Annotated in this window: 19 protein-coding genes; 9 read left to right on the forward strand and 10 right to left on the reverse strand. The window is 61.4% G+C overall.

Annotation, left to right across the window (positions count from 1 at the left end):
- Window positions 1–21: 21 nt before the first annotated feature.
- Window positions 22–1,440 (reverse strand): UbiD family decarboxylase, encoded by a 1,419-nt coding sequence (locus ABSE61_RS27875; protein WP_423874371.1) that lies wholly within the window; start codon window positions 1,438–1,440, stop codon window positions 22–24.
- Between the two features lie 32 nt (window positions 1,441–1,472).
- On the reverse strand, window positions 1,473–2,453 hold the full coding sequence (locus ABSE61_RS27880; RefSeq protein ID WP_423874372.1) for a Bug family tripartite tricarboxylate transporter substrate binding protein: 981 nt from the start codon (window positions 2,451–2,453) through the stop codon (window positions 1,473–1,475).
- Between the two features lie 131 nt (window positions 2,454–2,584).
- On the opposite strand from ABSE61_RS27880, the gene ABSE61_RS27885 reads away from it, so the two are divergent.
- The 9 genes from ABSE61_RS27885 (at window position 2,585) to ABSE61_RS27925 (ending at window position 11,157) form a co-directional block, all read left to right on the forward strand.
- A complete protein-coding gene (locus ABSE61_RS27885; protein WP_423874373.1) occupies window positions 2,585–3,178 on the forward strand; it encodes a UbiX family flavin prenyltransferase in 594 nt (197 codons plus the stop codon).
- Window positions 3,175–3,714 carry a TIGR02444 family protein gene (locus ABSE61_RS27890; RefSeq protein WP_423874374.1) on the forward strand — a complete coding sequence of 180 codons (540 nt, stop codon included), beginning with the start codon at window positions 3,175–3,177 and terminating at the stop codon, window positions 3,712–3,714. The genes ABSE61_RS27885 and ABSE61_RS27890 overlap by 4 nt, the downstream gene beginning before the upstream one ends.
- A gap of 197 nt (window positions 3,715–3,911) precedes the next feature.
- Window positions 3,912–4,916 carry a quinone oxidoreductase family protein gene (locus ABSE61_RS27895; protein WP_490338377.1) on the forward strand — a complete coding sequence of 335 codons (1,005 nt, stop codon included), beginning with the start codon at window positions 3,912–3,914 and terminating at the stop codon, window positions 4,914–4,916.
- A gap of 42 nt (window positions 4,917–4,958) precedes the next feature.
- The gene (locus ABSE61_RS27900; RefSeq protein ID WP_423874376.1) at window positions 4,959–5,375 is read left to right on the forward strand and encodes a PaaI family thioesterase; all 417 of its coding nucleotides are present in this window, start codon (window positions 4,959–4,961) and stop codon (window positions 5,373–5,375) included.
- A 13-nt stretch (window positions 5,376–5,388) separates the two neighbouring features.
- Window positions 5,389–6,924: a class I adenylate-forming enzyme family protein gene (locus ABSE61_RS27905; protein WP_423874377.1), complete on the forward strand. Its 1,536-nt coding sequence runs from the start codon at window positions 5,389–5,391 to the stop codon at window positions 6,922–6,924.
- Window positions 6,925–6,928: 4 nt separating this feature from the next.
- Entirely contained in the window at window positions 6,929–8,521 is a 1,593-nt protein-coding gene (locus tag ABSE61_RS27910; RefSeq protein ID WP_423874378.1) for a UbiD family decarboxylase, read from the forward strand.
- Window positions 8,522–8,535: 14 nt separating this feature from the next.
- Window positions 8,536–9,516, forward strand: a complete 981-nt coding sequence (locus ABSE61_RS27915; RefSeq protein WP_423874379.1) for an ABC transporter substrate-binding protein — start codon at window positions 8,536–8,538, stop codon at window positions 9,514–9,516.
- Between the two features lie 13 nt (window positions 9,517–9,529).
- Window positions 9,530–10,360: an ABC transporter permease gene (locus ABSE61_RS27920; protein WP_423874380.1), complete on the forward strand. Its 831-nt coding sequence runs from the start codon at window positions 9,530–9,532 to the stop codon at window positions 10,358–10,360.
- Window positions 10,339–11,157, forward strand: coding sequence for an ABC transporter ATP-binding protein (locus tag ABSE61_RS27925; protein ID WP_423874381.1), 819 nt, complete (start codon window positions 10,339–10,341; stop codon window positions 11,155–11,157). The genes ABSE61_RS27920 and ABSE61_RS27925 overlap by 22 nt, the downstream gene beginning before the upstream one ends.
- Here ABSE61_RS27925 and ABSE61_RS27930 read toward each other — a convergent pair.
- The 8 genes from ABSE61_RS27930 to ABSE61_RS27965 form a co-directional block, all read right to left on the reverse strand.
- Complete coding sequence (locus ABSE61_RS27930) at window positions 11,154–11,990, reverse strand: VOC family protein (protein ID WP_423874382.1); 837 nt, start codon at window positions 11,988–11,990, stop codon at window positions 11,154–11,156. The two genes, ABSE61_RS27925 and ABSE61_RS27930, sit on opposite strands and share 4 nt — an antisense overlap.
- Window positions 11,987–13,669, reverse strand: coding sequence for an ATP-binding cassette domain-containing protein (locus ABSE61_RS27935; RefSeq protein ID WP_423874383.1), 1,683 nt, complete (start codon window positions 13,667–13,669; stop codon window positions 11,987–11,989). Before ABSE61_RS27935 ends, ABSE61_RS27930 begins: the two co-directional genes overlap by 4 nt.
- Window positions 13,666–14,514: an ABC transporter permease gene (locus tag ABSE61_RS27940; protein ID WP_423874384.1), complete on the reverse strand. Its 849-nt coding sequence runs from the start codon at window positions 14,512–14,514 to the stop codon at window positions 13,666–13,668. Before ABSE61_RS27940 ends, ABSE61_RS27935 begins: the two co-directional genes overlap by 4 nt.
- Window positions 14,514–15,542, reverse strand: a complete 1,029-nt coding sequence (locus tag ABSE61_RS27945) for an ABC transporter permease (protein WP_423874385.1) — start codon at window positions 15,540–15,542, stop codon at window positions 14,514–14,516. Before ABSE61_RS27945 ends, ABSE61_RS27940 begins: the two co-directional genes overlap by 1 nt.
- 11 nt (window positions 15,543–15,553) lie before the next feature.
- Window positions 15,554–17,170, reverse strand: a complete 1,617-nt coding sequence (locus tag ABSE61_RS27950; RefSeq protein ID WP_423874386.1) for an ABC transporter substrate-binding protein — start codon at window positions 17,168–17,170, stop codon at window positions 15,554–15,556.
- Between the two features lie 114 nt (window positions 17,171–17,284).
- The gene (locus tag ABSE61_RS27955) at window positions 17,285–18,706 is read right to left on the reverse strand and encodes an NAD(P)-binding domain-containing protein (protein WP_423874387.1); all 1,422 of its coding nucleotides are present in this window, start codon (window positions 18,704–18,706) and stop codon (window positions 17,285–17,287) included.
- The gene (locus tag ABSE61_RS27960; RefSeq protein ID WP_423874388.1) at window positions 18,703–19,464 is read right to left on the reverse strand and encodes an SDR family oxidoreductase; all 762 of its coding nucleotides are present in this window, start codon (window positions 19,462–19,464) and stop codon (window positions 18,703–18,705) included. Before ABSE61_RS27960 ends, ABSE61_RS27955 begins: the two co-directional genes overlap by 4 nt.
- 1 nt (window position 19,465) lies before the next feature.
- Window positions 19,466–20,443, reverse strand: a complete 978-nt coding sequence (locus ABSE61_RS27965) for an NAD-dependent epimerase/dehydratase family protein (protein ID WP_423874389.1) — start codon at window positions 20,441–20,443, stop codon at window positions 19,466–19,468.
- Between the last annotated feature and the right edge of the window lie 8 nt (window positions 20,444–20,451).

Genomic DNA, 20,451 nt, shown 5'->3' on the forward strand with positions numbered 1-20,451 from the left:
CTCATGATGGCCGGCAGCCTATCAGCCTGCGATCAGTCTCGCAAAGGCGGCTTTTGGGTCACCCTGCAAAACCTGACCGAGGTTAACGTTCTCGACGCCCTTGACGTGGATACGCTTGAATTCCATCGGCTCGGTGGACAGCGGTTTAGTGGCGTCGATTCCCATCTTGGCACTGATGCCGTTGTCGGACGACGGATCGAGCTTCGAGCCCTGCGCGCCTGACACGACGACGAGATCGCGATCGGCCTGAAAACGCGTCGCGATCGCCCATTCTATTTCGGTTTCGTCATCGATATTCACATCCATATCGACCACGACGACCTGCTTGATGTCATAATGGCCACCGAAAGCACCCATGATGATATTCTTCGGCTCACCCTGGCTCTTCTTGTCGACCTTGACCGCGAGATGGTAGCGGCAGGTGCCGCCACGGGTGAGCCGCACGTCGCGGACCGAGGGAAAGCTTCGCTGCAGATGTTCGAGAAGCGTCGCTTCGCGCGGAATACCGCCGAGCAGAAGATGCTCGACGCCGCCTCCGACAATGGTGTGAAAAATCGCATTGTTGCGATGGGTGATCGCGTCGACCTGGATCACCTCGCGATCGGCGCGCGGTCCGTAATATTGCGGGAACTCGCCGAACGGCCCCTCGGGCTCGCGAACCTTCGGCAGAATGCGGCCTTCGATCACGATCTCCGCATGGGCGGGCACCCGCACGCGGTTGGTGCGGCATTTGATCATTTCGATCGGACGGCCGAGCATCGCACCGGCGATTTCCATTTCATCGCTGTCGAGCGCGGCGATCGCTTGCGAGGCGAGAATGCAGGCAGGATGCACGCCGATCACCAACGCAATCTCCAGACCTTCGCCGGCCTCTTCGGCCATCCGGAAATAATGCAACGTATGCCGAGGTAACAGCAAAACCCCGATACGGTCCGGCCCGCTGACCTGGCAACGGTGGATCGATACGTTCTGGATGCCGGTCTTCGGATTGCGTGCAATCAACAGCGCCGCGGTGATGTAGGGACCGCTGTCGAGCTCGTTGTGTTTTGGGATCGGCAATTGCTTGAGCAGATCGATCTTCTCATGAACGACTTCCTGCGCGGGAGCGGATGTGACCTCGACCCATGGCAGCGGGTGACGCACGGCGTTCTGGAAATTCGAGAGCAGCTCTTCAGTCGGCACCCCGAGCGCATCCGCAATCCAGCTGCGGTCGGCGAACAGATTGGCGACCACCGGAATCGGGTGGTGACCGGGCTCGGGAAACAGCACCGTGCGTTCATTTTCAAGTTTCTTGGCGATTGCCGCCAACTCGTCGATCAGCGAGACGCCTTTTTTCGCGACCGCCAGACGATCAGCGTCGACAAGTTGATTCAACCAACCGCGCAAATCGGGATGCGCCGTCTCGATGGCCGTATCCGTATTGGATCGCTTTGCTTCCATCGCCTGCTTCCTCACTTCATTCGGCTCCGATCTTATTCAGCCCTGATCTTGGCGGCGCGAATGATTCTGGTCCACTTCTCCATCTCGACTTTTAACTGTGCGGAGAATTGCTCGGGGCTATCGCCCACGGGCTCAAGGCCGAGCGCCGCCAGTCGTTCCTTGGTGTCCGGCTCGGCGATGATTTTAATGATTTCCTGATAGAGCCGTGCGCCAACTTCATTCGGCGTGCCGGCTGGAACCAGAACACCGACCCACGCGTCGCCGTCGAGATCCGGATATCCGGCTTCCGCAATCGTAGGCAAGTCGGGAAGCGCTAGCGAGCGATGTCGGCTCATCACCGCCAGTGCCCGCAGTTTGCCGTCCTGAATGAATGGCACCGCCGACGAGAGCGCAGCAAAGCCGATCGGCGGATTGTCGGCAACCACCGAGGTAGCGGCCGTGCCGCTGCCGCCATAGGGAACGTGCACGAGATCGACATTGGTGGCGACGCGAAACTGTTCGCCGAGCAGGTGCGATGGCGTCCCAAAGCCCGGCGAGGCGAAGCTGTATTTGTTCGGGTTCGCCTTGATGAGCGCGACGAGTTCGGCAACGGTGCGTGCCGGTACGGACGGATGGACAAACATCGCCGATTGAAAAATCGCGACCTGTGTTACCGCCTCGAAATCCTTCAGCGCGTCGTAGGGAACCTTTTCATACAAGGTTGGGTTGATGACATAGCTGTTAACCGTAATGAGGATCGTGTAGCCGTCCGCGGCCGCCCGCGCGGCCTGCCCGGTGCCGATATTGCCGCCGGCGCCGGCGATATCCTCGACATAGAATTGCTTGCCCAGGCGATCGGACAGCTTCTGCGCAATCAGACGTGCACAGACATCGGTAGGGCCGCCCGGCGAATACGGCACAATTACCCGAACCGTTCGGGCGGGATAGGATTGTGCCTTTGCCACCCCCGAGAGAGCCGGCAGCGCCGAAAACCCGGCAGCAAGGTGCAAAAAACGACGACGTGGAAGCCTCATGGCGGCAAACTATCCCAAGGCCGCAGCCTCCGAAAGAGGCCAGAGTTTCCCGTTAACTTAACGCCGCCTGGACTCTGTGCTATTGCGGCCCAAATGGCATTTCATCTGTTCCAAAACCGGTTCTATTTTCGATGAACACACATCCGCGGCGATTGATCGTTGGCATCACCGGCGCCTCAGGGGCGATCTATGGCGTCCGGCTGCTGCGGCTGTTGCAGACGACCGGGATCGAAACCCATCTCGTGATGAGCCGGTCGGCCAAGATCACCCTGACCCAGGAGATGGACATCGGCATTGCCGAGGTTTCGGCGCTGGCCAGCGTCGTTCATCAGGTCGATAATATCGGCGCCTCGATCTCGAGCGGATCGTTCCGAACGATGGGCATGGTGATCGCGCCATGTTCGATGCGGAGTCTCGCCGAGATCACGACGGGCGCCACGTCGTCGCTGGTTACGCGCGCGGCCGATGTAGTGCTCAAGGAACGGCGGCGTCTGGTCCTGCTCGTACGCGAAGCGCCGCTTCACCTCGGCCATCTGCGCGCGATGACTGCGGCCACCGAGATGGGTGCGATCGTCTACCCGCCGGTGCCGGCATTTTATGCACGGCCCGCGAGCCTGGAACAGATGGTCGACCACACGCTGGGACGGGTACTTGACCTCTTTGACATCGACAACACCGCCGTCAGCCGCTGGAGCGGATTGAACTCGATCAAGAATCCGGAATGAGATCGCCAAGTACCGACCTCGAAGCCGAATGCTGGGCTTTCGCGCTCGCCATCTACGCAAGACTTGGCGTGGCGGAAGCCTGCCTCACTTTGCAGGACGAGGCCGGCGTCGACGTGATGTTGCTGCTGACGACGACCTTTGCCGCCGTCAAACATCGCCTTTTATTGACGTCTGATGAAATCAGAGCGCTCGACGAGGCCTGCCGCCCTTGGCGCGAGCAAATTGTGTGGCCATTACGAGCTATCCGTTCGGGGTTGAAGACCGGACCGCGGCCCGCGCCCAGCGAGGCTTCCAAACCATTCCGTTCGCAGGTCAAGGCGCTGGAACTGGCCGCCGAAAAACTTCAAAACAAGCTGCTCGTTGAATGTCTGCCGCTCAGGCCGCCGGAAGAAGAGACCGTGAGACCGGAACAGCTCCGCACCGTGCTGGAGAACGTCGTTTCACGCTTCGCTAAAGGGCGAGGCGCAGCACCGAAAGTCAATCTTGCTTCGTCGATCGACACGATCGTCGACGCCGCGATCCCGGCTGCATCCTGAACGCTGTCATCAGATGAAGGCTATTGCGCTTTAGCCTGCCGAAATGCGAAATCCCTCCCCAAATGGGTGGGTTGCGAGGAATTGGCTTGATATTGCGGTGTCCCTCAGCAAACTGCCGGCGAAACAGCAAAATATAAGACTCCTGCGCCGACCCCGCGCAAGATCGGACCGAACGGGATAACGAAATGTCAGAGACGATGAAGGCGCTCGTTCTGCGCCAGCACGGCGGATTGGAAAACCTGGAGCTGGTGACAAATCACCCGAGGCCGAAGGCACAGGCCGGAAGTGTCGTGATCCGCGTGCGCGCCTCGTCGTTCAACTATCACGATGTGTTCACGGTGAAAGGCATGCCCGGCATCAAGGTGCCACTGCCGGTGGTGATCGGCCTCGATATGGCCGGCGAAATCGTCGAGATCGGCGAAGGCGTCTCTGGCTGGAAGGTCGGCAGCCGCGTGCTGGTCAACCCGCTCAATAAGAAAAAAGGCCTGATGGGCGAAATGCTCGACGGCGGCATGGCGGAATATTGTCTCGTCGAAGCCGACCAGCTGATCGCGATGCCGGACGGCGTTACTTTCGAACAAGCAGCCTCTCTGCCGGTCGCCTACGGGACCGCACATCGCATGCTGATCACCCACAACACGATCAAGAAGGGCGACCGCGTCCTGATCCTGGGCGCCAGCGGCGGCGTCGGCACCGGCTGCGTCATCCTCTGCAAGCTACTCGGCGCCGAAGTCATCGCCTGTGCGAGCAGCGCAGAGAAGATGGACAAGCTCAAGGCGATGGGCGCCGACGAAGCGATCAACTACAAGGAAGTCGATTTCTCGAAATGGGCGATCGAAAAATACGGCAAGCCACAACGCCGCACGCACGAAGGCGGTGTCGACGTCGTGATCAACTTCACCGGCGGCGACACCTGGGTGCCGTCGCTGCGGTGCCTAAAGCGCGGCGGCAGCCTTCTGGTCTGCGGCGCGACCGCCGGACATGATCCGAAGGAAGACCTGCGCTATATCTGGAGCTTCGAATTGAAGGTGATCGGCTCCAACAGCTTCTATGAGGACAACCTGACCGATCTGATGAAAATGATCGTCGAGAAGAAGATCGCGCCCGTGATCGACGCCGTGCTGCCGCTTGAGAAGGCGGCGGAGGGGCTGCGCCTCATTCAGGATCGCGAAGTCATCGGCAAGGTCGTGGTCGTGCCGTGAGCGCTTGCGCCCGGTGAGCAAGAGCAAAAAGGTGTTTGTGCGATGAGTGAGGTTCCCAGCGTCGAAGACGTCCAGAAGCTGCTATCTCGTGGTCCCTACCACCAATGGCTCGGCCTCAAGGTGGTGGCGGTCGGCGAAGGCACGATTGAACTGACCGCAACCTGGCGCGAAGAATGGGTCGTCAATCCCGACCGCGGTTATACCCATGGCGGCATTCTCGCAGCACTGGTAGATCTCACGGCCGATTGGGCCATGGTCTCCAAGACCGGCCGCGGCGTTCCGACGATTGATCTCCGCGTCGACTATCACCGCGCCGCGATGCCTGGCGTTTTGACGATCCGCGGTGAGATCGTGAATTTCGGGAAGCAGTTCTCGGTTGCAGAGGCAAAAGTCTTCGACAAGGAAGGCCGCTTGCTGGCGAGCGGCCGCGGAACCTATCTGACCGCGCCGCCGGCCTGACAGGAACATCGTGGTGTCTGGTATCCCGTCGTTTTCCAATCTGGGAGCCCTGACGTCAAAGGACGGCGATCCCGAGAAGGTCGCGATCATCGATCTCGGCACCGGGCAAGAGCGTCGCTTCAGCTACCGTGATTTCGAAACGCAGGCCAATGCCGTCGCGCGAGCGCTCGCAGGCCGCGGCTTGGCGCGCGGCGACCGGGTCGCCATTCTCTCGGCCAACCGCTACGAGTATCTCACGACGGTCCATGGCATCATGCGTGCCGGCCTCATTGCCGTGCCGGTCAACTTCAAATTCCCTCCGGCGACGATCGACTACATCGTTCACGACTCCGGCGCCAGGCTGGTCTTTTGTGACGCGCCGCGCCTAGCAAGCGCGCCGAAGGATTTGCCGCGCATCTGTTTCGACTGCAGCATTGGCGACAGTGATTTCGCAAGCTTCCTCAAGCCCGGCCCATTTACGCCGATCACGCCTGCCGATCGCGAACCAGCGATGTTTCTCTATACGTCGGGCTCGACCGGACGGCCCAAGGGCGTCGTGCTCTCGCACCAAAGCCATATCTGGGTGGTCGAGCAGCGCATGGCCGCGCAGGACATGACCCGCCATCGCTTCCTGGTCGCAGCACCCCTCTATCATATGAACGCGCTCGCCATCAGCCAGTTGGCGCACGCCGCCCACGCAACTGTGATTTTGCTCCCGCAGTTTACCACGCAACTCTACCTCAAGGCACTTGAGGACTATCACTGCACATGGCTTACCGCTGTTCCGCCGATGATCGCCATGATGCTGAATGACAAAGAGCACTTTGCGGCGACGAATCTGTCCAGCGTGGAATATCTGCGGATGGGATCGGCGCCCGTCAGCCAAATCCTGATGAAAGCGATCCATGATGCGCTTCCAAAAGCGGCTGTGACCAATGCCTATGGCACGACCGAAGGCGGACCCGTCGTATTCGGACCGCACCCGAAAGGCTTGGCCCAGCCGGAAATGTCGGTCGGCTATCCGCATCCGAAAGTGCAGGTGCGACTGATCGCGGAAGACGGGACGCAGGGCGACGTCGGCGTACTGGAGATGAAGAGCCCGGCGATCATGAACGGCTATCACAATCGCCCGGGTGTAGCCTCGCCGATCACCGCAGACGGCTTCTATTTCACCAGCGACGTCTTTCGCCGCGATGAAAACGGCTTCCACTTCTTCGTCGGCCGAACCGACGACATGTTTGTCAGCGGCGGCGAGAACATCTTTCCCGGCGAAGTGGAAAAGATGCTGGAGAGCCATCCGGACGTGATCCAGGCCTGCGTGGTGCCGGTGGACGACGACATCAAGGGCACCAAACCGGTGGCGTTCGTGGTCAAGCGCGATGGCAGCGATCTGGACGAAGCAAAATTGAAGGCCTTTGCGCTGGCGAACGCGCCGGCCTACCAGCATCCGCGCTCGATCTGGTTTGTCGACAGCCTTCCTTTGGCTTCGACCAACAAGCTCGATCGCAAGATAATGCGCGACATGGCTGCCGAACGGCTGCGGCAGCGAGAATCCGGACCAAGGAGTTAGGCGGATGGACGAGACATTTCGCGGCTTCCTCGATCACCTGCGTCAAGTGGGCGAATTGATCGACTTCCGCCAGCCGATCGATATCCGCCATATCGCAACCCTGGTCGATCAGTCCGACAAGGCGATCTTCTTCCACAAAGTCATCGGCTACGACATCCCGGTCGTCTCCGGCATCATCCGCACGCGCGAGCGGGCCATGATGGCGATGGGCGCGAGCGAATATCTCGAAATCGAGGAGCGGTTGAAGAACGGCATCGCCAAACCGATTCCGCCGCAGCGCGTTGGGACCTCGCCTACGCGGGAAGTGGTGATGAAGGGCGAGGATGTCGACCTCTACAAACTGCCGATCCCGATGTCGTCGATCTACGATGGCGGCCCGATGATCACGGCGGGCGTCGTCATCGCAAAAGATCCCGAATTCGGAATCAACACCGGCATCTACCGCTTCATGGTCAAGGAAAAGAACCTGACCGGGATCGATATTGTAACCCCCAACAATATGCGGCTGTTCGTGCAGCGCGCCTATGAGGCAAAGCGGCCGCTGCCGATCTCGATCAGCATCGGCACGCACCCGGTCGAGCTGCTTGGCGCCGGCTTCAAGGCGCCGCTCGGCACCGACGAGATGGCGATTGCCGGTGGCATCCGCGGTCAGGCGGTGAAACTTGCCGCCGGTGACACCGTCGACGTTCCCTATGTCGCGGACGCTGAAATCGTTCTGGAGGGCGAGGTGCTGCCGACCGGCTGGACCCATCCGGAGGGCCGCTTCGGCGAGTTCACGTGGCTGATGGGCGGCCTGCACTGGAATCCGATCGTGCGCATCACGTCGGTGTCGATGCGTCGCGACGCGATCTATTACGCGCTGCATATGCCCTGGGAAAATACCTGGCTGATGGCGCCGACGCGTTATGCCGCAATCCGTCAGGCGTTGCGTACCGCGGGCGTCGTCGTCAAGGATATCAATATGACGATGGGAGGCGTCACCTTCTGGCATGCGGTGATTTCGATCAAGAAGCAGGCCGGTGACGGCAAGAACGCGCTGCTTGCCGCGCTCTCGGTCATGGACATCAAACATGTCGTCGTCGTCGATGACGACATCGACGTATTTAATCCGGTCGAAGTCGAATGGGCGATCGCCACCCGCGTGCAAGGTGACCGCGACATTCTGATCGTCAGCAACGCTCGCGGCAAGCCGCTCGATCCATCGCTGGCGCCGACGCCGCACGGCATTGTGCCGACCACGGCCAAGATCGGCATCGATGCCACAATTTCGGAAGGCATTCCGAAAGAACGCTACGAGCGCATCACTTACGCCTACGCCGATACGGCCAAGATATCGGATTATCTCGGCGGCAAGGCCGACCGCGAGGCCGAAAAAGCTTCGCACGACACCATCAGCAAGCTCGCCGAACAGATTGCGGCCGTGCTTGAAAAAACGCCGCTCTATTTCACCGATGTCGCGGAACGTTTCTCCAGTTACGACTTCAACGCAGTCGCCCGCGCGATCGGGCTTTTGCACGAGAAAGAACGGCTATGGCAGGATCCGAAGGGCTGTCTCTGCCTTCGCAACTCGGCCTTCGCAGCCAAGCTGCCGAACTAAGGCAAGGATATTCAATGAACGGAAGCGTAAAAATTTTCTCTCGTCGGCATGTGGCCTCTTCCGTTCTCGGCGCCGTTGCCGCGCTGACGCTGACGGCGGGCAGCCCGCAAGCCGCAACCGCGCTTCGGATCGGATCGGCGCAAGTTTCGATCGCCTCGATCCCGGTCGTGGTCGCCATGCAGCAAAAGCTGTTCGAGGCTGAAGGCCTTAACGCCGAGATCATCGATTTCGACGGTGGCGGACCGGCCGTGCAGGCTTTGGCCGGTGGCGGTATCGATCTCTGCATCTGCGCCGGCGACCATGCGCTCCGGCTCGCAAGCCGCGGGCTCGGCGGCGCGGTGCTGGTGGCGTTGCTCGACAAACATCCCTACTCGCTGCTGGCGCCGGCCGGATCTCCGGCCTCGGATCTTGCCAGCCTGCGCGGCAAAGCCGTCGGCATCACCTCGCCCGGCAGCCTGACCGACAATACGCTGCGATTTGTCATCCAAAAGCTCGGCCTCAACCCAGACAGCGATTACGAGATCATCGCCGCCGGCACCGGCGCATCCATGCGCGCGGCGATCGAACGCGGATCGGTAGCGGCTGGTATGTTCACCACGCCCGACGTCCAGGCTTACATGGCAACCGGCAAGTACAAGTTCGTCGCCGATTTTCGTAATCTGGACTATATGGCGCTCGATTTGATCGTTGTCGGAAGCTGGCTGAAAGCCAACGATGCGACGGCGCACGCCGTGGCGCGCGCGATCGTCAAGGCCGAAAAGCTCATTCAGACTGACCCCAAAGCGGTCGAGGCCGCCGTGCATGAGCGTTTTCCGACCCTGTCGGCGGAGCTTGTGGTCACCGTCGCTCACGACGCTGCGGAACGCAGCTTGTCTCATGACGGGCGTGCGCAAGAGGCCGGATTCAAGACCGCGCTTGAAATGTTGCGGATCGCCGACCCCTCGGTGAAAGACCTCTCTTATACGGATGTCGTCGCCGTTCGCTATTTGCCGTGATGTGACCGAGCCAATGATCGACCCCACCGCCTCCGAAGAGATGATCCCACCGGGCGGCCCGGGGGACGAGAAGTCAAACGCTTCGGGGAATGGCATTTCGATCTGGCTCTGGCGGCTCGGCCTGATCGCGGGGCTGCTGCTGATCTGGGAATTTTCCGCCGGGCATCTGTTCAACGAATTCTGGAGCAGCCGTCCGAGCCTGATCGGCGAGAGACTCTTGGCGCTGTTTGCGAGCGGCGAGATCTGGCGGCATCTCGACGCCACGGTTTCGGAAGCGCTGTTCGGCCTGCTGCTCGGCGCGCTTGTGGGTACGCCGATCGGCATTGCCCTGGCGAAATACCGGCGCGCTGCCGAAATTGTCGATCCCTTTGTGATGGGGCTTTACGGCCTTCCCCGCGTCGCGCTCGCGCCAATGTTCATCCTGTGGTTCGGCATCAGCCTTCTCGCCAAGGTCATGATGTCGTTTTCGATGGTGGTGTTCGTCTTCATCCTCAATGTGACGGAAGGCATTCGTACCGTCGATCCCGATATGGTCGATCTGATGCGCACCATGCGCGCGCCAAAATCCTACATCCTGCGCAAGGTCACGATTGCCTCGATCGTTCCCTGGCTGATCGCGTCGTTCCGGATCGGCATCGGCCTGTCACTGGTCGGCGCTGTCGTGGGCGAACTGATCGGCGCCAACCGCGGGCTAGGCTGGTATGTCCTGCGCGCCGGCGGCCAGCTCGATACGACGGGCGTCTTTACCGGACTACTCGTTCTCATGCTGGTGGCGATGATCGCCAACCAGATCGTTTTCCTCATCGAACGTAAGGTGTTGCATTGGCGGCCCGCGACGAAATGATGGCCGCGGCCGCAGCGCCGCGTATCCTGCTCGACGACGTCTCGATTTCCTACGCGACGCCGCGCGGCCGCCTGCCGGTGGTCGACCGGGTCAGCCTCGCGGTGGACCGCGCTGAATTCGTCGTTCTGGTCGGACCGAGCGGTTGCGGCAAGTCGACCATCCTGCGCGCCATTGCCGGCCTCAACGCAGCCGAGAGCGGGATCATTTCAGTCGACGGCAAAACGGTCGACGGCCCGCCCGAACATATCGGCTTCATGTTCCAGCGGGACACGCTGCTGCCGTGGCTGACCGTGCGCGGCAATATCGAGGTCGGCCTTGAACTGGCCGGCATCGCGTCCATAGAACGGGCCGCGCGGCTCGCCGATCTCTTGGCGCTGCTGCGGCTCTCGGAATTTCACGATGCCTATCCGGCGCAACTCTCCGGCGGCATGCGGCATCGCGTTTCGCTAGGAAGAATGCTCGCCTATCAACCCGCCGTGATGCTGATGGACGAACCGTTCGGCGCGCTCGACTTCCAGACCAAGGCGGTGATGGGGCGAGAACTGCTTCGTATCTGGGAAACCGAGCGGCGCAGCATCCTGTTCGTCACCCACGACATTGAAGAAGCCGTGGCGCTGGCCGATCGTGTCATTGTGTTTTCGCCGCGCCCGGCCCGCATCATTGCCGAACACCGGATCGATCTGCCGCGGCCGCGCAACCTGCGCACGCTACGCGCCAGTTCCGAATTTACCGCCTATACCAGCGCGATATGGCAGGCGCTCGGCGACGGCGATCCGGCCGGCGACGGCCTGAACTAGCGGCGATTGCGAAATTCCAGCAGCGTATTGAGGAACGGAATCAGCAGCGCGAGCGACGTCTCATTCGCTCCAACGCGCAAATCCGGAATGGACGAAGCGAGATCGCGGATACGTGCAAGGTCCGGACTATCGAATACGATCGCACCGAAAAAACTCTGCCGGCCATCGGCCACGGCACACTGATCACCATAACGCTCGCGATAGCGCGCGGGCGATATCAGCGTAAGGTGAAAACCGTTAGGCAATATGATTGTCCAATCATCGCCTTGCCGCTTGGAAGGCGCTTGCGATGCCTTGGCATAACGCGGCACGTCGGCCTCAAAGTTTGAGCTTACAATCACCAGTTCGCTCAGGGCCCGTACGCCATTAGGATGTGACATCCGCGGGCGATGCCAGACCAGTTCGGGCGTAAAATGCTGGCAGTAATAGACCCGCCCTGCTTCGAACAATTCCGGCGCGGTGCGCACCGTGCGGAAGCGCGCCAGATGCTCGACACCGTCGATCGTAACGGGGCGCGAAAAACTCTGCGGCTCGAGCATCGCAAGGCCGCTATCGCGCAGCGTGCGCTGGCATGCGTCGATATCGCTGGCCTGAAACACCAGTCCGTTCAATCCGCGCGGGCTTTCGAGCACATCCTTGCGCAAAACGTCGGTGCCCGACGGAAGCCCGATCAGTTCCAGATAGTCGTGTTCGAACATGACAAGATGATTGATCGAGCCGAGCGAATGATAGCCACGCGGCGTCAGCGTGAAGCCGAGCTGCGCCATCAGGCCGGCGGCGCGGTCCATGTCGAACAGGGTGTTGATCACGACATGATCGAGCGCGAAGGTCATGCGGATTGGCTCTCGACGCGGGGTTGCCTGCGGTCGATATGCGGAACGGCTTCGACGAGTTCCCGAGTATATTGGTCCCGCGGATTTTCGAACAGCGCCCGGCTCTCGCCGGCTTCGACAATGCTGCCATTGCGCAAGACGATGGTCCGGTCGCACATCATCCGTACCACGTTAAGATCGTGGCTGACGAACAGCAGCGCAAGGTTATCCTCGCGCCGCAGCCGGTCCAGGAGTTGCAGCACGACCGCCTGTACGGAAACGTCTAACGCCGCGGTTGGTTCATCCAGCACCAGAAGCCGCGGCCGGCAGGCGATGGCGCGCGCGATGCCGACGCGGGCCTTCTGGCCGCCGGAGAGCTGATGCGGAAACCGTGGCAACAGCTCGACCGGCAATCCCACGCGCGTCGCGCATTCCTCGACCCGTTGCCGCAACACAGCCCCCGGACGCAAGCCGGAAAGCCGCAGCAGCGGATGGGCGATGCAGTCGAAGGCCGTGAACCGCGGATTGAGGCTTTCGTTGGGGTCCTGAAAGACAATCTGGATGTCTTTGCGGCGTGGTGAGCGGTGAAACTCCCGCGCCGGCAGATGTCCGATCGATTCGCCGTCGAACAGAATTTCGCCTTCGCTGGCGTCAATCAGCCGGCAGATCATCCGCGAGGTCGTGGTTTTGCCGGACCCGGATTCACCGACGAGGCCGACGCTTTCGCCGGCCTTCATGGTCATGGAAAAATCGGTCACCGCCGGCGCGCCCTGATCGTAGCGCTTGGCGAGATTTTTCACGTCGAGGAGCGGCGGTGTACCCGGGAGTGGCTCCACTGTTGGTTTGCTCGCGGCGAGAACCGCAAGGTATTCGCCCCGCTCCTCATCCGTGACGAGATCGGCAATATGCGACGTCGTGGTCGGCGACGCCGCGACCAGCCGCTTGGTGTAAGCGTGTTGCGGGCGACGGAACAGCGTCTCGGGCGGCGCTTCCTCGACCAGACGGCCCTTTTCCATCACCACAACGCGGCGGCAGTATTGAGCGGCCAGCCCCAGATCATGCGTGATCAGGATGGTCGCCATGCCGCGATCGGCGGCGATCTTGACAAGCAAGTCCATCACGACCTTTTGCGTCGTGACATCGAGGCCTGTGGTCGGTTCGTCGGCAATCAACAGCATCGGATCGCAGGAAATTGCAATCGCGATCATCACGCGCTGGCACATGCCGCCCGATAGCTCATGCGGATAGGCTGACATTCGCTTCTTGGGATCGCGAATCTGGACCGCCCGCAGGAGTTTCAGCGCCTCCTCGGACGCGGCTTGCTTCGACATCCGCTTGTGGCTGAGGATCGCATCGGCAATCTGGAGACCGATCGCACGGATCGGATTGAGCGCGGCGCGCGGATTCTGGAAGATCATCGACATCGCGGCGCCATGCAGCGCGCGAAAGTCGCTGTCTGGAATCTTGGTGATGTCCTGACCGCGATAGAAAATCTTTCCTTTCGTCACCCGGCCGGCGGCATCGAGCAGCCGCGTGGTGGCAAAGCCCGTGACGGACTTGCCCGAACCGCTCTCGCCGACCAGCCCCAACATTTCACCGGCCTCGACCGCGAAAGTGACACCCCGCACCGCCTCGACGAGGCCGCGCCGGGTCGAAAAGCTGACGTGAAGATCTTCGATTTGTAACAGCGGCGCGGTCATGTCCGCATTCGGGGATCGAGAATGTCGCGCAATCCATCGCCGAGAAGGTTGAAGCACAGCACCGCCAGCATCAAGGCGAGGCCGGGAAACGCGACCAGCCACCATTTACCGGTCGAGATGAAGCGTGCGCCTTCCGCAACCATGATGCCCCACTCTGGCGTCGGCGGCCTGACGCCAAGGCCGATAAAGGAAAGCCCGGCGGCGTTGAGAATGGCCCAGCCGAGGTTGAGCGACATCTGCACCGCCATCGCGGGCAAGACGTTTGGCAGCAGAAAACGCAGCACGACCGAAATGTTGCTCTCGCCACTGGCGCGCGCGGCCTCGACCCAGCCGACATTACGGCGCACATTGACCTCGGCGCGGGCAAAGCGGATGTAGAACGGCAGATTGATGATCGCCGTCGCGATGACGATGTTCTCGACGCGATTGCCGAGTGCGGCCACCATCGCCATCGCGAGCACGAACAGCGGGAAAGCCATCATCACATCCACAAAACGACCGACCGCGCGATCGAGCCGCCCGCCCGCATAGCCGCAAAACGCGCCGACGACAGCTCCGAGCACGAAAGATATCCCGACCGCCGAGACGGCAATGACGAGATCAAGCCGGGTCGCGACCAGCAGCCGGCTGAACGTGTCACGGCCAAGTTGATCCGTGCCGGCGAGATGCGCATGGCTTGGCGGCAGCAGCGCTTCCGACACATTAGAGGCAATCGGATCGTAAGGCGCGATCGACGGGCCAAGGATCGCAAGCAGCACCAGGATCAAGACGCCCGCCGCGGCGACCGCCGTCAGCGGGTTGCCGCGCAGGATCCAGGCCGTATGACGCAGCGTCGCGCTCGGCATCAGATCGACACCCGCGGGTCGGCGATGCCGTAGAGGACATCGACGAGAAGATTAACCACAACAAAGATGCTCGCCATCAGCAGCACGAAACCCTGCACCGGCGCGTAGTCGGACGACAACAACGCATCGAGCGCATAGGACGCGACTCCGGGCCAGGAGTAGACCTTTTCGACCAGCACATTAGCGCCCAACATGGTCGAGAACACGATACCGGCAATCGTAATCACCGGCAGGATCGCATTGCGCAGCGCGTAGGTGACCACAATGCGCCACCACGACAACCCGACCGAGCGCGCGGTGCGCACGAAATCGCTGCCGAGCGAGACCAGCATCGAAGCACGGGTGATCCGTGCCAGCGGCGCAATTACGAACAGCGCCATGGTCACCGCCGGCAGGATCAACTGGCGAAACGCGACCCACCAGCCGTCGAGATCGCCGGCCAGCAGGAAATCGACCGTGAGAAATCCGGTACGCGGTGGCGGCAAGGACGTGAAGACATCGATGCGTCCGGTCGGATCGGGCGCGAGGCCGAGCAGGTAGTAAAAAACGTAAATCAGGAGCAGCCCCGACACGAAGGTCGGCACACAGACGCCGAGCGCGCAAAACAGCCGCACCCCGTGATCGACGGCCGAGCCCGGCTTCAAAGCCGCGATCACGCCAAGGGGCACCGCCGACACCAACGCGATCAACAATGCGGTCAGCGTCAGTTCCAGCGAGGCCGGCAGGCGCTCGCGTAGATCAGTTGTGACCGATTGCCCGGTCATCAGGGACTTGCCGAGATTGCCGCGCCCGACGTCGTAGAGGTAAAGCAGCAATTGCTCGGGCACGGGCTTGTCCAAACCCATCTGCTTGCGAATGACTTCGATCTCTTCTTTCCCGGCATTGGGTCCGGAAGCAAAGAACACCGCCGGATCGCCGGGCAAGACGCGCATCAGAAGAAAGGTGAAAACCAGCACGCCGAAGAGAGCCGGCAGCGACGACATGAAACGTCGTGCCGCCCGCATCACCGTTGCGCCAATGCCTTGCATCGCTAACAAAACTACTTGCGGCTGAGGTCGCGATAATCGACCTGACGGTGGAACTGATAGGTATAGCCATCGATGGATTTCGCCATCACTGCATCCTGGCTCGGTTGCCAGAGCGCGATCTGCGGCATGGTGGCGACGTGGATCGCATTCAGCTTCTTGGCGTCCTCTTCGTACTTTGCCTTGTCGGGCTCGAAGCGCGCTTCCTGGGCAATCGCGGTCAGTTCCTTGTTGTCGATGCTGGCGTAGTTCCAGCGCTGATTGCCGGTGTAGAAATTGCGATAGAAATAATCGTTCGAAGGCAGCCATGCGACAATGCCTTCGGTGAAGAAGGGCAGCTTCTTCTCGTTGATCTGCGTCGACATCTGCGCGTCCGGCAATTTCTGGATCTCGACCTTGATGCCGATCTTGCCGAGTGACTCCTTGACCAGCGCCGACATCGGCTCGGCCGTTGAGGCCTGGCCGACGTTGAAGCTGAACGTTGTCGAGAAACCATCCGGCATACCGGCGGCTTTCAGATATTCTTTGGCCTTATCGAGATCGAGCTTGACCGGCTGCGGAAACGGAAAAGCAGCGGTGGTCGGCTTGCCGTCTGTCCATTCCGCCCCGAACAACGGTGTGCCGCGGCCGAACAAGGCGGCCTTGAACATGTCGTCATAGGGCAGTGCAAAGGCGACCGCGCGGCGGACGTTGATGTTGTCGAAGGGCGGGATCGTGTTGTTCATCGAAATGAAGGTGACGGCGTTATATTGCGGCGTCGAGATCACCTTCAGCGTGCCTTTGTTCTCCAGCGACTGGATGTCGCTGGCCTGCAAATCGACGGTGATGTCGGCATCGCCGCGTTCGACCAGATTGGCGCGGGTCGCGGGCTCCGGCACGGTCTGAACGATCACCCGCTTGAACGACGCCGACTTCTCGGGCGTGCCGCGATTCCAGGCCTCACTGCGCTTCATGATCACCTGCTCGCCGGGCCTGAAGCTCTCGATGACATAGGCGCCGCTGCCGGCGGTATGCTCCTTGAGCCAGGCGATCGCCCAGGGGTCATCGGCGGTCGCATTGGCTTTCGCGACCTTCGAATTGATGATGATCGGGTAGACGGTGGCGAGATTGGGCAGCGCGAGCTTGTCGGGCTTCGGCAGTGTGACTTCGAAGGTCAAGGGATCGATCACCCTGAACTGGTCGGCGCTGGTCATCGACCCCGTCAGTAGCTGCGCCTTGCCGAGCACAGGCGCCGTCACGGCGCGATCGAGCGACCATTTGACGTCTTCGGCGGTCACAGGCGAGCCGTCCTGGAATTTGGCGTCCTTGCGCAGGTGGAAGGTGAGCTTCAGCCCGTCGGGGCTGATCTCGTAGGATTCGGCCAGCTCGCCGGTGATCTTGTCGAGGTCGAATACCCATTTTCCGTTGAGTTGCTTGCGACCGAACGACACCAGACGGTCATAAGTGCTGAGACTGACCGCAAAAGCCTCGCGGGTCGATCCCGGCACGTTCGGATCGAGCGTGTTGACGGCTGCACCCGTGACGTAGCGCAGCGTCTCGGCGCGGGACTGCGCCCAAACGGGTTCCGCACGAAGCGAAAGCGCGAGAGCGGCGAACCCGACCAAGGCAAGACTGCAAATCCGAACCCGCATTGTTTGATCCTCTAAATTCAACCAGGAAACCCGCCCGAAATCGCGGGGGCGCGCCCTTCCATTGTGCATTTAAGCAAATTATGCGCCAAGCGACATTTTCGCACCAAGCCGGTCTCAACGGCCTGATTTTGCCGGGATCACGGCCTGCGGCACGTCGTAGGCTTTGAACGAAGTCCAGTGCCGCTCAATGTCGGCGCGGAACAGACCACGGGTCAGACCATAGACCAGTTTGGGGATCGCTGTCGTCATGGCGTTGATCGACGAGCCCGACGGACCAAAGCTCATGGTCGAGGCAAAAGCAAACAGGTGGATGTTGCCGATCCAGGGCGTCGCGCCTGCGACGCGTTCGGTCAACGCGTAGTCGTCGGCAAGATAAGGGTAACGTCCGAGCCTCGGGCTTTGCTCGTTCTCCGGCGGCCGATAACGATCGGCCCAGGTAGCGATATTGCCGGCAAATTTCCTTAGTTCGCGGCGCTCGGCGAAATCGATCTCGGTCCCGGCGGCGCTGATGACAAAATTCGCCGACAGTGAGCCCTGCGGCGTCTGTAATTGGATTCCATCGCCCACCTCCTGCGCCGTCTCGACGGGCGAGCCCTCATGCAGATGAAAATCAGAAAACTTGGCGCAGCGGTCGTAGGTCGCCTGCGGGAAACCTTCCCGCAGTTCGAGGATGGCTCGCATGAAGCGCCAGCGCCAGGCATCGTCGAGATCGCAGAAGTGCCGCAGGAAACCACGGAACGTCAGCCATCGATAGGGCTGGATCACCTGGATCTTGGCGCGGCGGCATAGCAGATGCACTTCCGCTGCACCCGCTTCGAGCGCCGTAGCCGCATTGTCGAAGGCGGTCGCGCCGGCGCCGATCACGGCCACGGTTCGGCCGGCCAGCTTAGCGAAATCGATCGGGTCGGACGCGCGCGCGACCAGCCGTGATGGGAGATGGCGCACCGGCTCAGGAATTGTCCAGTTGCCCATCGCTTCCTGGCCGGTCGCCAGCACGATCTTGCGGGCATAAAGCGTGTTGGTCGCACCTTGATGCGTAACCGTCGCCGCCAGCAATCCATCCGCCGCAGGGCCTATCTCCAGAAGTTCGCACCCATTGCGCACCGTCAGGCCCACCGCGCGCTTGAACCAGACCAGGTATTCCGCCCAGAGCTTGCGTGGAATCAAATCCAACCTCTCCCAATCCTCCTTGCCAAAACGCGCCTCGTGCCACGATTGATAGGTGAGGCTCGGTGTATCGAGGTCGGGCCCGCTGAAATCCTTCGGACTGCGCAGCGAGTGCATGCGCGCATAGGACAGCCAGGGGCCTTCGCTGCCCGCCTCGGCTTTGTCGATAATCAGGATGTTGGTGACCTGCGAGCGTTTCAGGCCGAAGGCGATGGTCAAACCGGATTGTCCACCGCCCACGATGAGAACGTCCAGCGCCGGTTGGCCGTCCGGCCCGAGCTTCGGTTCGAGCCAGGGCGCAGACGGGTGCGACGTTTTGGCGAGGTCGTCATGGACCTGAACCTCCAACGCAACGAGAGCACTACTCATGCGGCAAGCCATCCGCCATCGACGACCATCACGGCTCCTGTGGTAAACGATGAGGCATCGCCGGCGAGATAGAGCGCGGCTTCCGCCACTTCTTCTGCCTGACCGAAGCGCTTCATGGCATGGCGGTTGCGCGAAGTCTCGCGCAACTTCTCGACATCCGCATGCCGGGAAAAACTTCGGTTCAGCAGCGGCGTGTCGATGGCGCCGGGCGCAATCGCGTTGACGCGGATTCCGTCCGTGGCGAAATCAACCGCCATGGTCTTGGTCAGGCTGATGATGGCGCCCTTCGCAGCAATATAGGCGCTGTTGCCTCTGCCGCCAGCGATCGCCAATTGCGAGGCAATGGTGATGAGGGAGCCTTTACCCTGCCGTTGCATCTGCGGGATCGCCCGGCGCGCCCACAACCATGTGCCACCAACATGAGTACGGAACACCGCATCCCAATCAGCGGGATCGGTCGTCACAACCGTGCCGCCGCAGGACCAGCCGGCCGCGGTCATCAGCACATCGAGGCGGCCATGCCGCGTCACGACCTCGTCAATGGTCGCCTTGGCGAAATCGCCATCGCCCACGTCGCCTTGATGCGTCGATCCTTCACCGTTCGCATGGCGAATAGCGTCAAGCGTTTCATTCATGCCGGTTTCGTCGCGATCGACCAGCGCGACGAAAGCGCCTTCGCGGGCAAACAACACCGCACTGGCGCGGCCAATGCCGGAGCCCGCACCGGTGACCACCGAAATCCGGTCCTTCAGCCGCATGTCACATTCCTTCCCCATGACGAACCCACCACTCGTTCAGGTCGGCCGCGGAATCCGCGCAACCAAAACGGGCTCGCCAGCCGAATTCGTCCGCCATGCGCGAGATCGAGAGTGGTGCGCGATCCGCGTCGCTGTGCAGATCAACCGTCGGCGCTTCATTCGTCCTCGCCAGACGGCAGACGAAGCCGGGATTGAGATCGGCAAGATGCTTTCCCCATTGCAACGCGGTCCACTCATTTCCCGTCGAAATGTTGTAGAGCCCATGCCTGGGCTTCGGCGCTTCGATCAGAACAGCGATCGCCTCGGCAACGTCAGGAGCATAGATCCAGTCGCGGACTCCCGGCCGCGGCAGCACCGCCGCTTGTTTCTGCTGCAAGGCCGCAGCGATTTGCATCTGCGGACTGGGCGTATCGCGAACACCCGTCAAGCGCTCCCACGGCCCGAACACCCCGCTCAGCCGCACCGAGATGATATCGGCCTGCCATAGGGCAGCGAGCCGCGCCGCCACTCTTTCGGAAGCGAATTTAGTAACCGCGTAAAGCGAGACTGGTTCGCACGGCAACGCTTCGTCCAGCAACGCGTGGCGGAAAGCGGCGGCGCCATAGGCCGACCCCGACGACAGGTTGATGATCCGCCTCACGCCGCGGCGATGCGCGGCCGTCAATATCGGCAGCTGCGCCATCAGATTGACGTGCAGGATCGATTGCGGATCGGCGGCCTCGCGCGCTGAGCCTGCGGTGATGGCTGCGCCCAGAACAATCGCGTCGAAGCCGCGCCCGATGGTCGCCTCGACGGCAGGAGTATCGGTGATATCTCCCTCGACCACATCAAGCGCACCGCCAAACCTTGCGAAGGCCTGCGTCGCGGCGCGGGGCAAGGCTCCGCGGTCGAACAAGGTCACGGTGTGCCCGCGTGCCAGCAGCGCGGAGGCGATATTGATCCCGACGAAACCCGTGCCGCCAAAGATCAGGATGTTCAAAGCCTCAT

It is taken from the genome of Bradyrhizobium sp. (assembly GCF_049519115.1).
In the GTDB taxonomy this organism is placed as follows: domain Bacteria; phylum Pseudomonadota; class Alphaproteobacteria; order Rhizobiales; family Xanthobacteraceae; genus Bradyrhizobium.

What these genes read in the sequence shown, in the direction of transcription:
- ABSE61_RS27875 (WP_423874371.1), bottom strand. Translation starts at nt 1,440, where the DNA reads ATGGAAGCAAAGCGATCCAATACGGATACGGCCATCGAGACGGCGCAT.
- ABSE61_RS27880 (WP_423874372.1), bottom strand. Translation starts at nt 2,453, where the DNA reads ATGAGGCTTCCACGTCGTCGTTTTTTGCACCTTGCTGCCGGGTTTTCG.
- ABSE61_RS27885 (WP_423874373.1), top strand. Translation starts at nt 2,585, where the DNA reads ATGAACACACATCCGCGGCGATTGATCGTTGGCATCACCGGCGCCTCA.
- ABSE61_RS27890 (WP_423874374.1), top strand. Translation starts at nt 3,175, where the DNA reads ATGAGATCGCCAAGTACCGACCTCGAAGCCGAATGCTGGGCTTTCGCG.
- ABSE61_RS27895 (WP_490338377.1), top strand. Translation starts at nt 3,912, where the DNA reads ATGAAGGCGCTCGTTCTGCGCCAGCACGGCGGATTGGAAAACCTGGAG.
- ABSE61_RS27900 (WP_423874376.1), top strand. Translation starts at nt 4,959, where the DNA reads ATGAGTGAGGTTCCCAGCGTCGAAGACGTCCAGAAGCTGCTATCTCGT.
- ABSE61_RS27910 (WP_423874378.1), top strand. Translation starts at nt 6,929, where the DNA reads ATGGACGAGACATTTCGCGGCTTCCTCGATCACCTGCGTCAAGTGGGC.
- ABSE61_RS27915 (WP_423874379.1), top strand. Translation starts at nt 8,536, where the DNA reads ATGAACGGAAGCGTAAAAATTTTCTCTCGTCGGCATGTGGCCTCTTCC.
- ABSE61_RS27920 (WP_423874380.1), top strand. Translation starts at nt 9,530, where the DNA reads ATGATCGACCCCACCGCCTCCGAAGAGATGATCCCACCGGGCGGCCCG.
- ABSE61_RS27930 (WP_423874382.1), bottom strand. Translation starts at nt 11,990, where the DNA reads ATGACCTTCGCGCTCGATCATGTCGTGATCAACACCCTGTTCGACATG.
- ABSE61_RS27935 (WP_423874383.1), bottom strand. Translation starts at nt 13,669, where the DNA reads ATGACCGCGCCGCTGTTACAAATCGAAGATCTTCACGTCAGCTTTTCG.
- ABSE61_RS27940 (WP_423874384.1), bottom strand. Translation starts at nt 14,514, where the DNA reads ATGCCGAGCGCGACGCTGCGTCATACGGCCTGGATCCTGCGCGGCAAC.
- ABSE61_RS27945 (WP_423874385.1), bottom strand. Translation starts at nt 15,542, where the DNA reads ATGCAAGGCATTGGCGCAACGGTGATGCGGGCGGCACGACGTTTCATG.
- ABSE61_RS27950 (WP_423874386.1), bottom strand. Translation starts at nt 17,170, where the DNA reads ATGCGGGTTCGGATTTGCAGTCTTGCCTTGGTCGGGTTCGCCGCTCTC.
- ABSE61_RS27955 (WP_423874387.1), bottom strand. Translation starts at nt 18,706, where the DNA reads ATGAGTAGTGCTCTCGTTGCGTTGGAGGTTCAGGTCCATGACGACCTC.
- ABSE61_RS27960 (WP_423874388.1), bottom strand. Translation starts at nt 19,464, where the DNA reads ATGCGGCTGAAGGACCGGATTTCGGTGGTCACCGGTGCGGGCTCCGGC.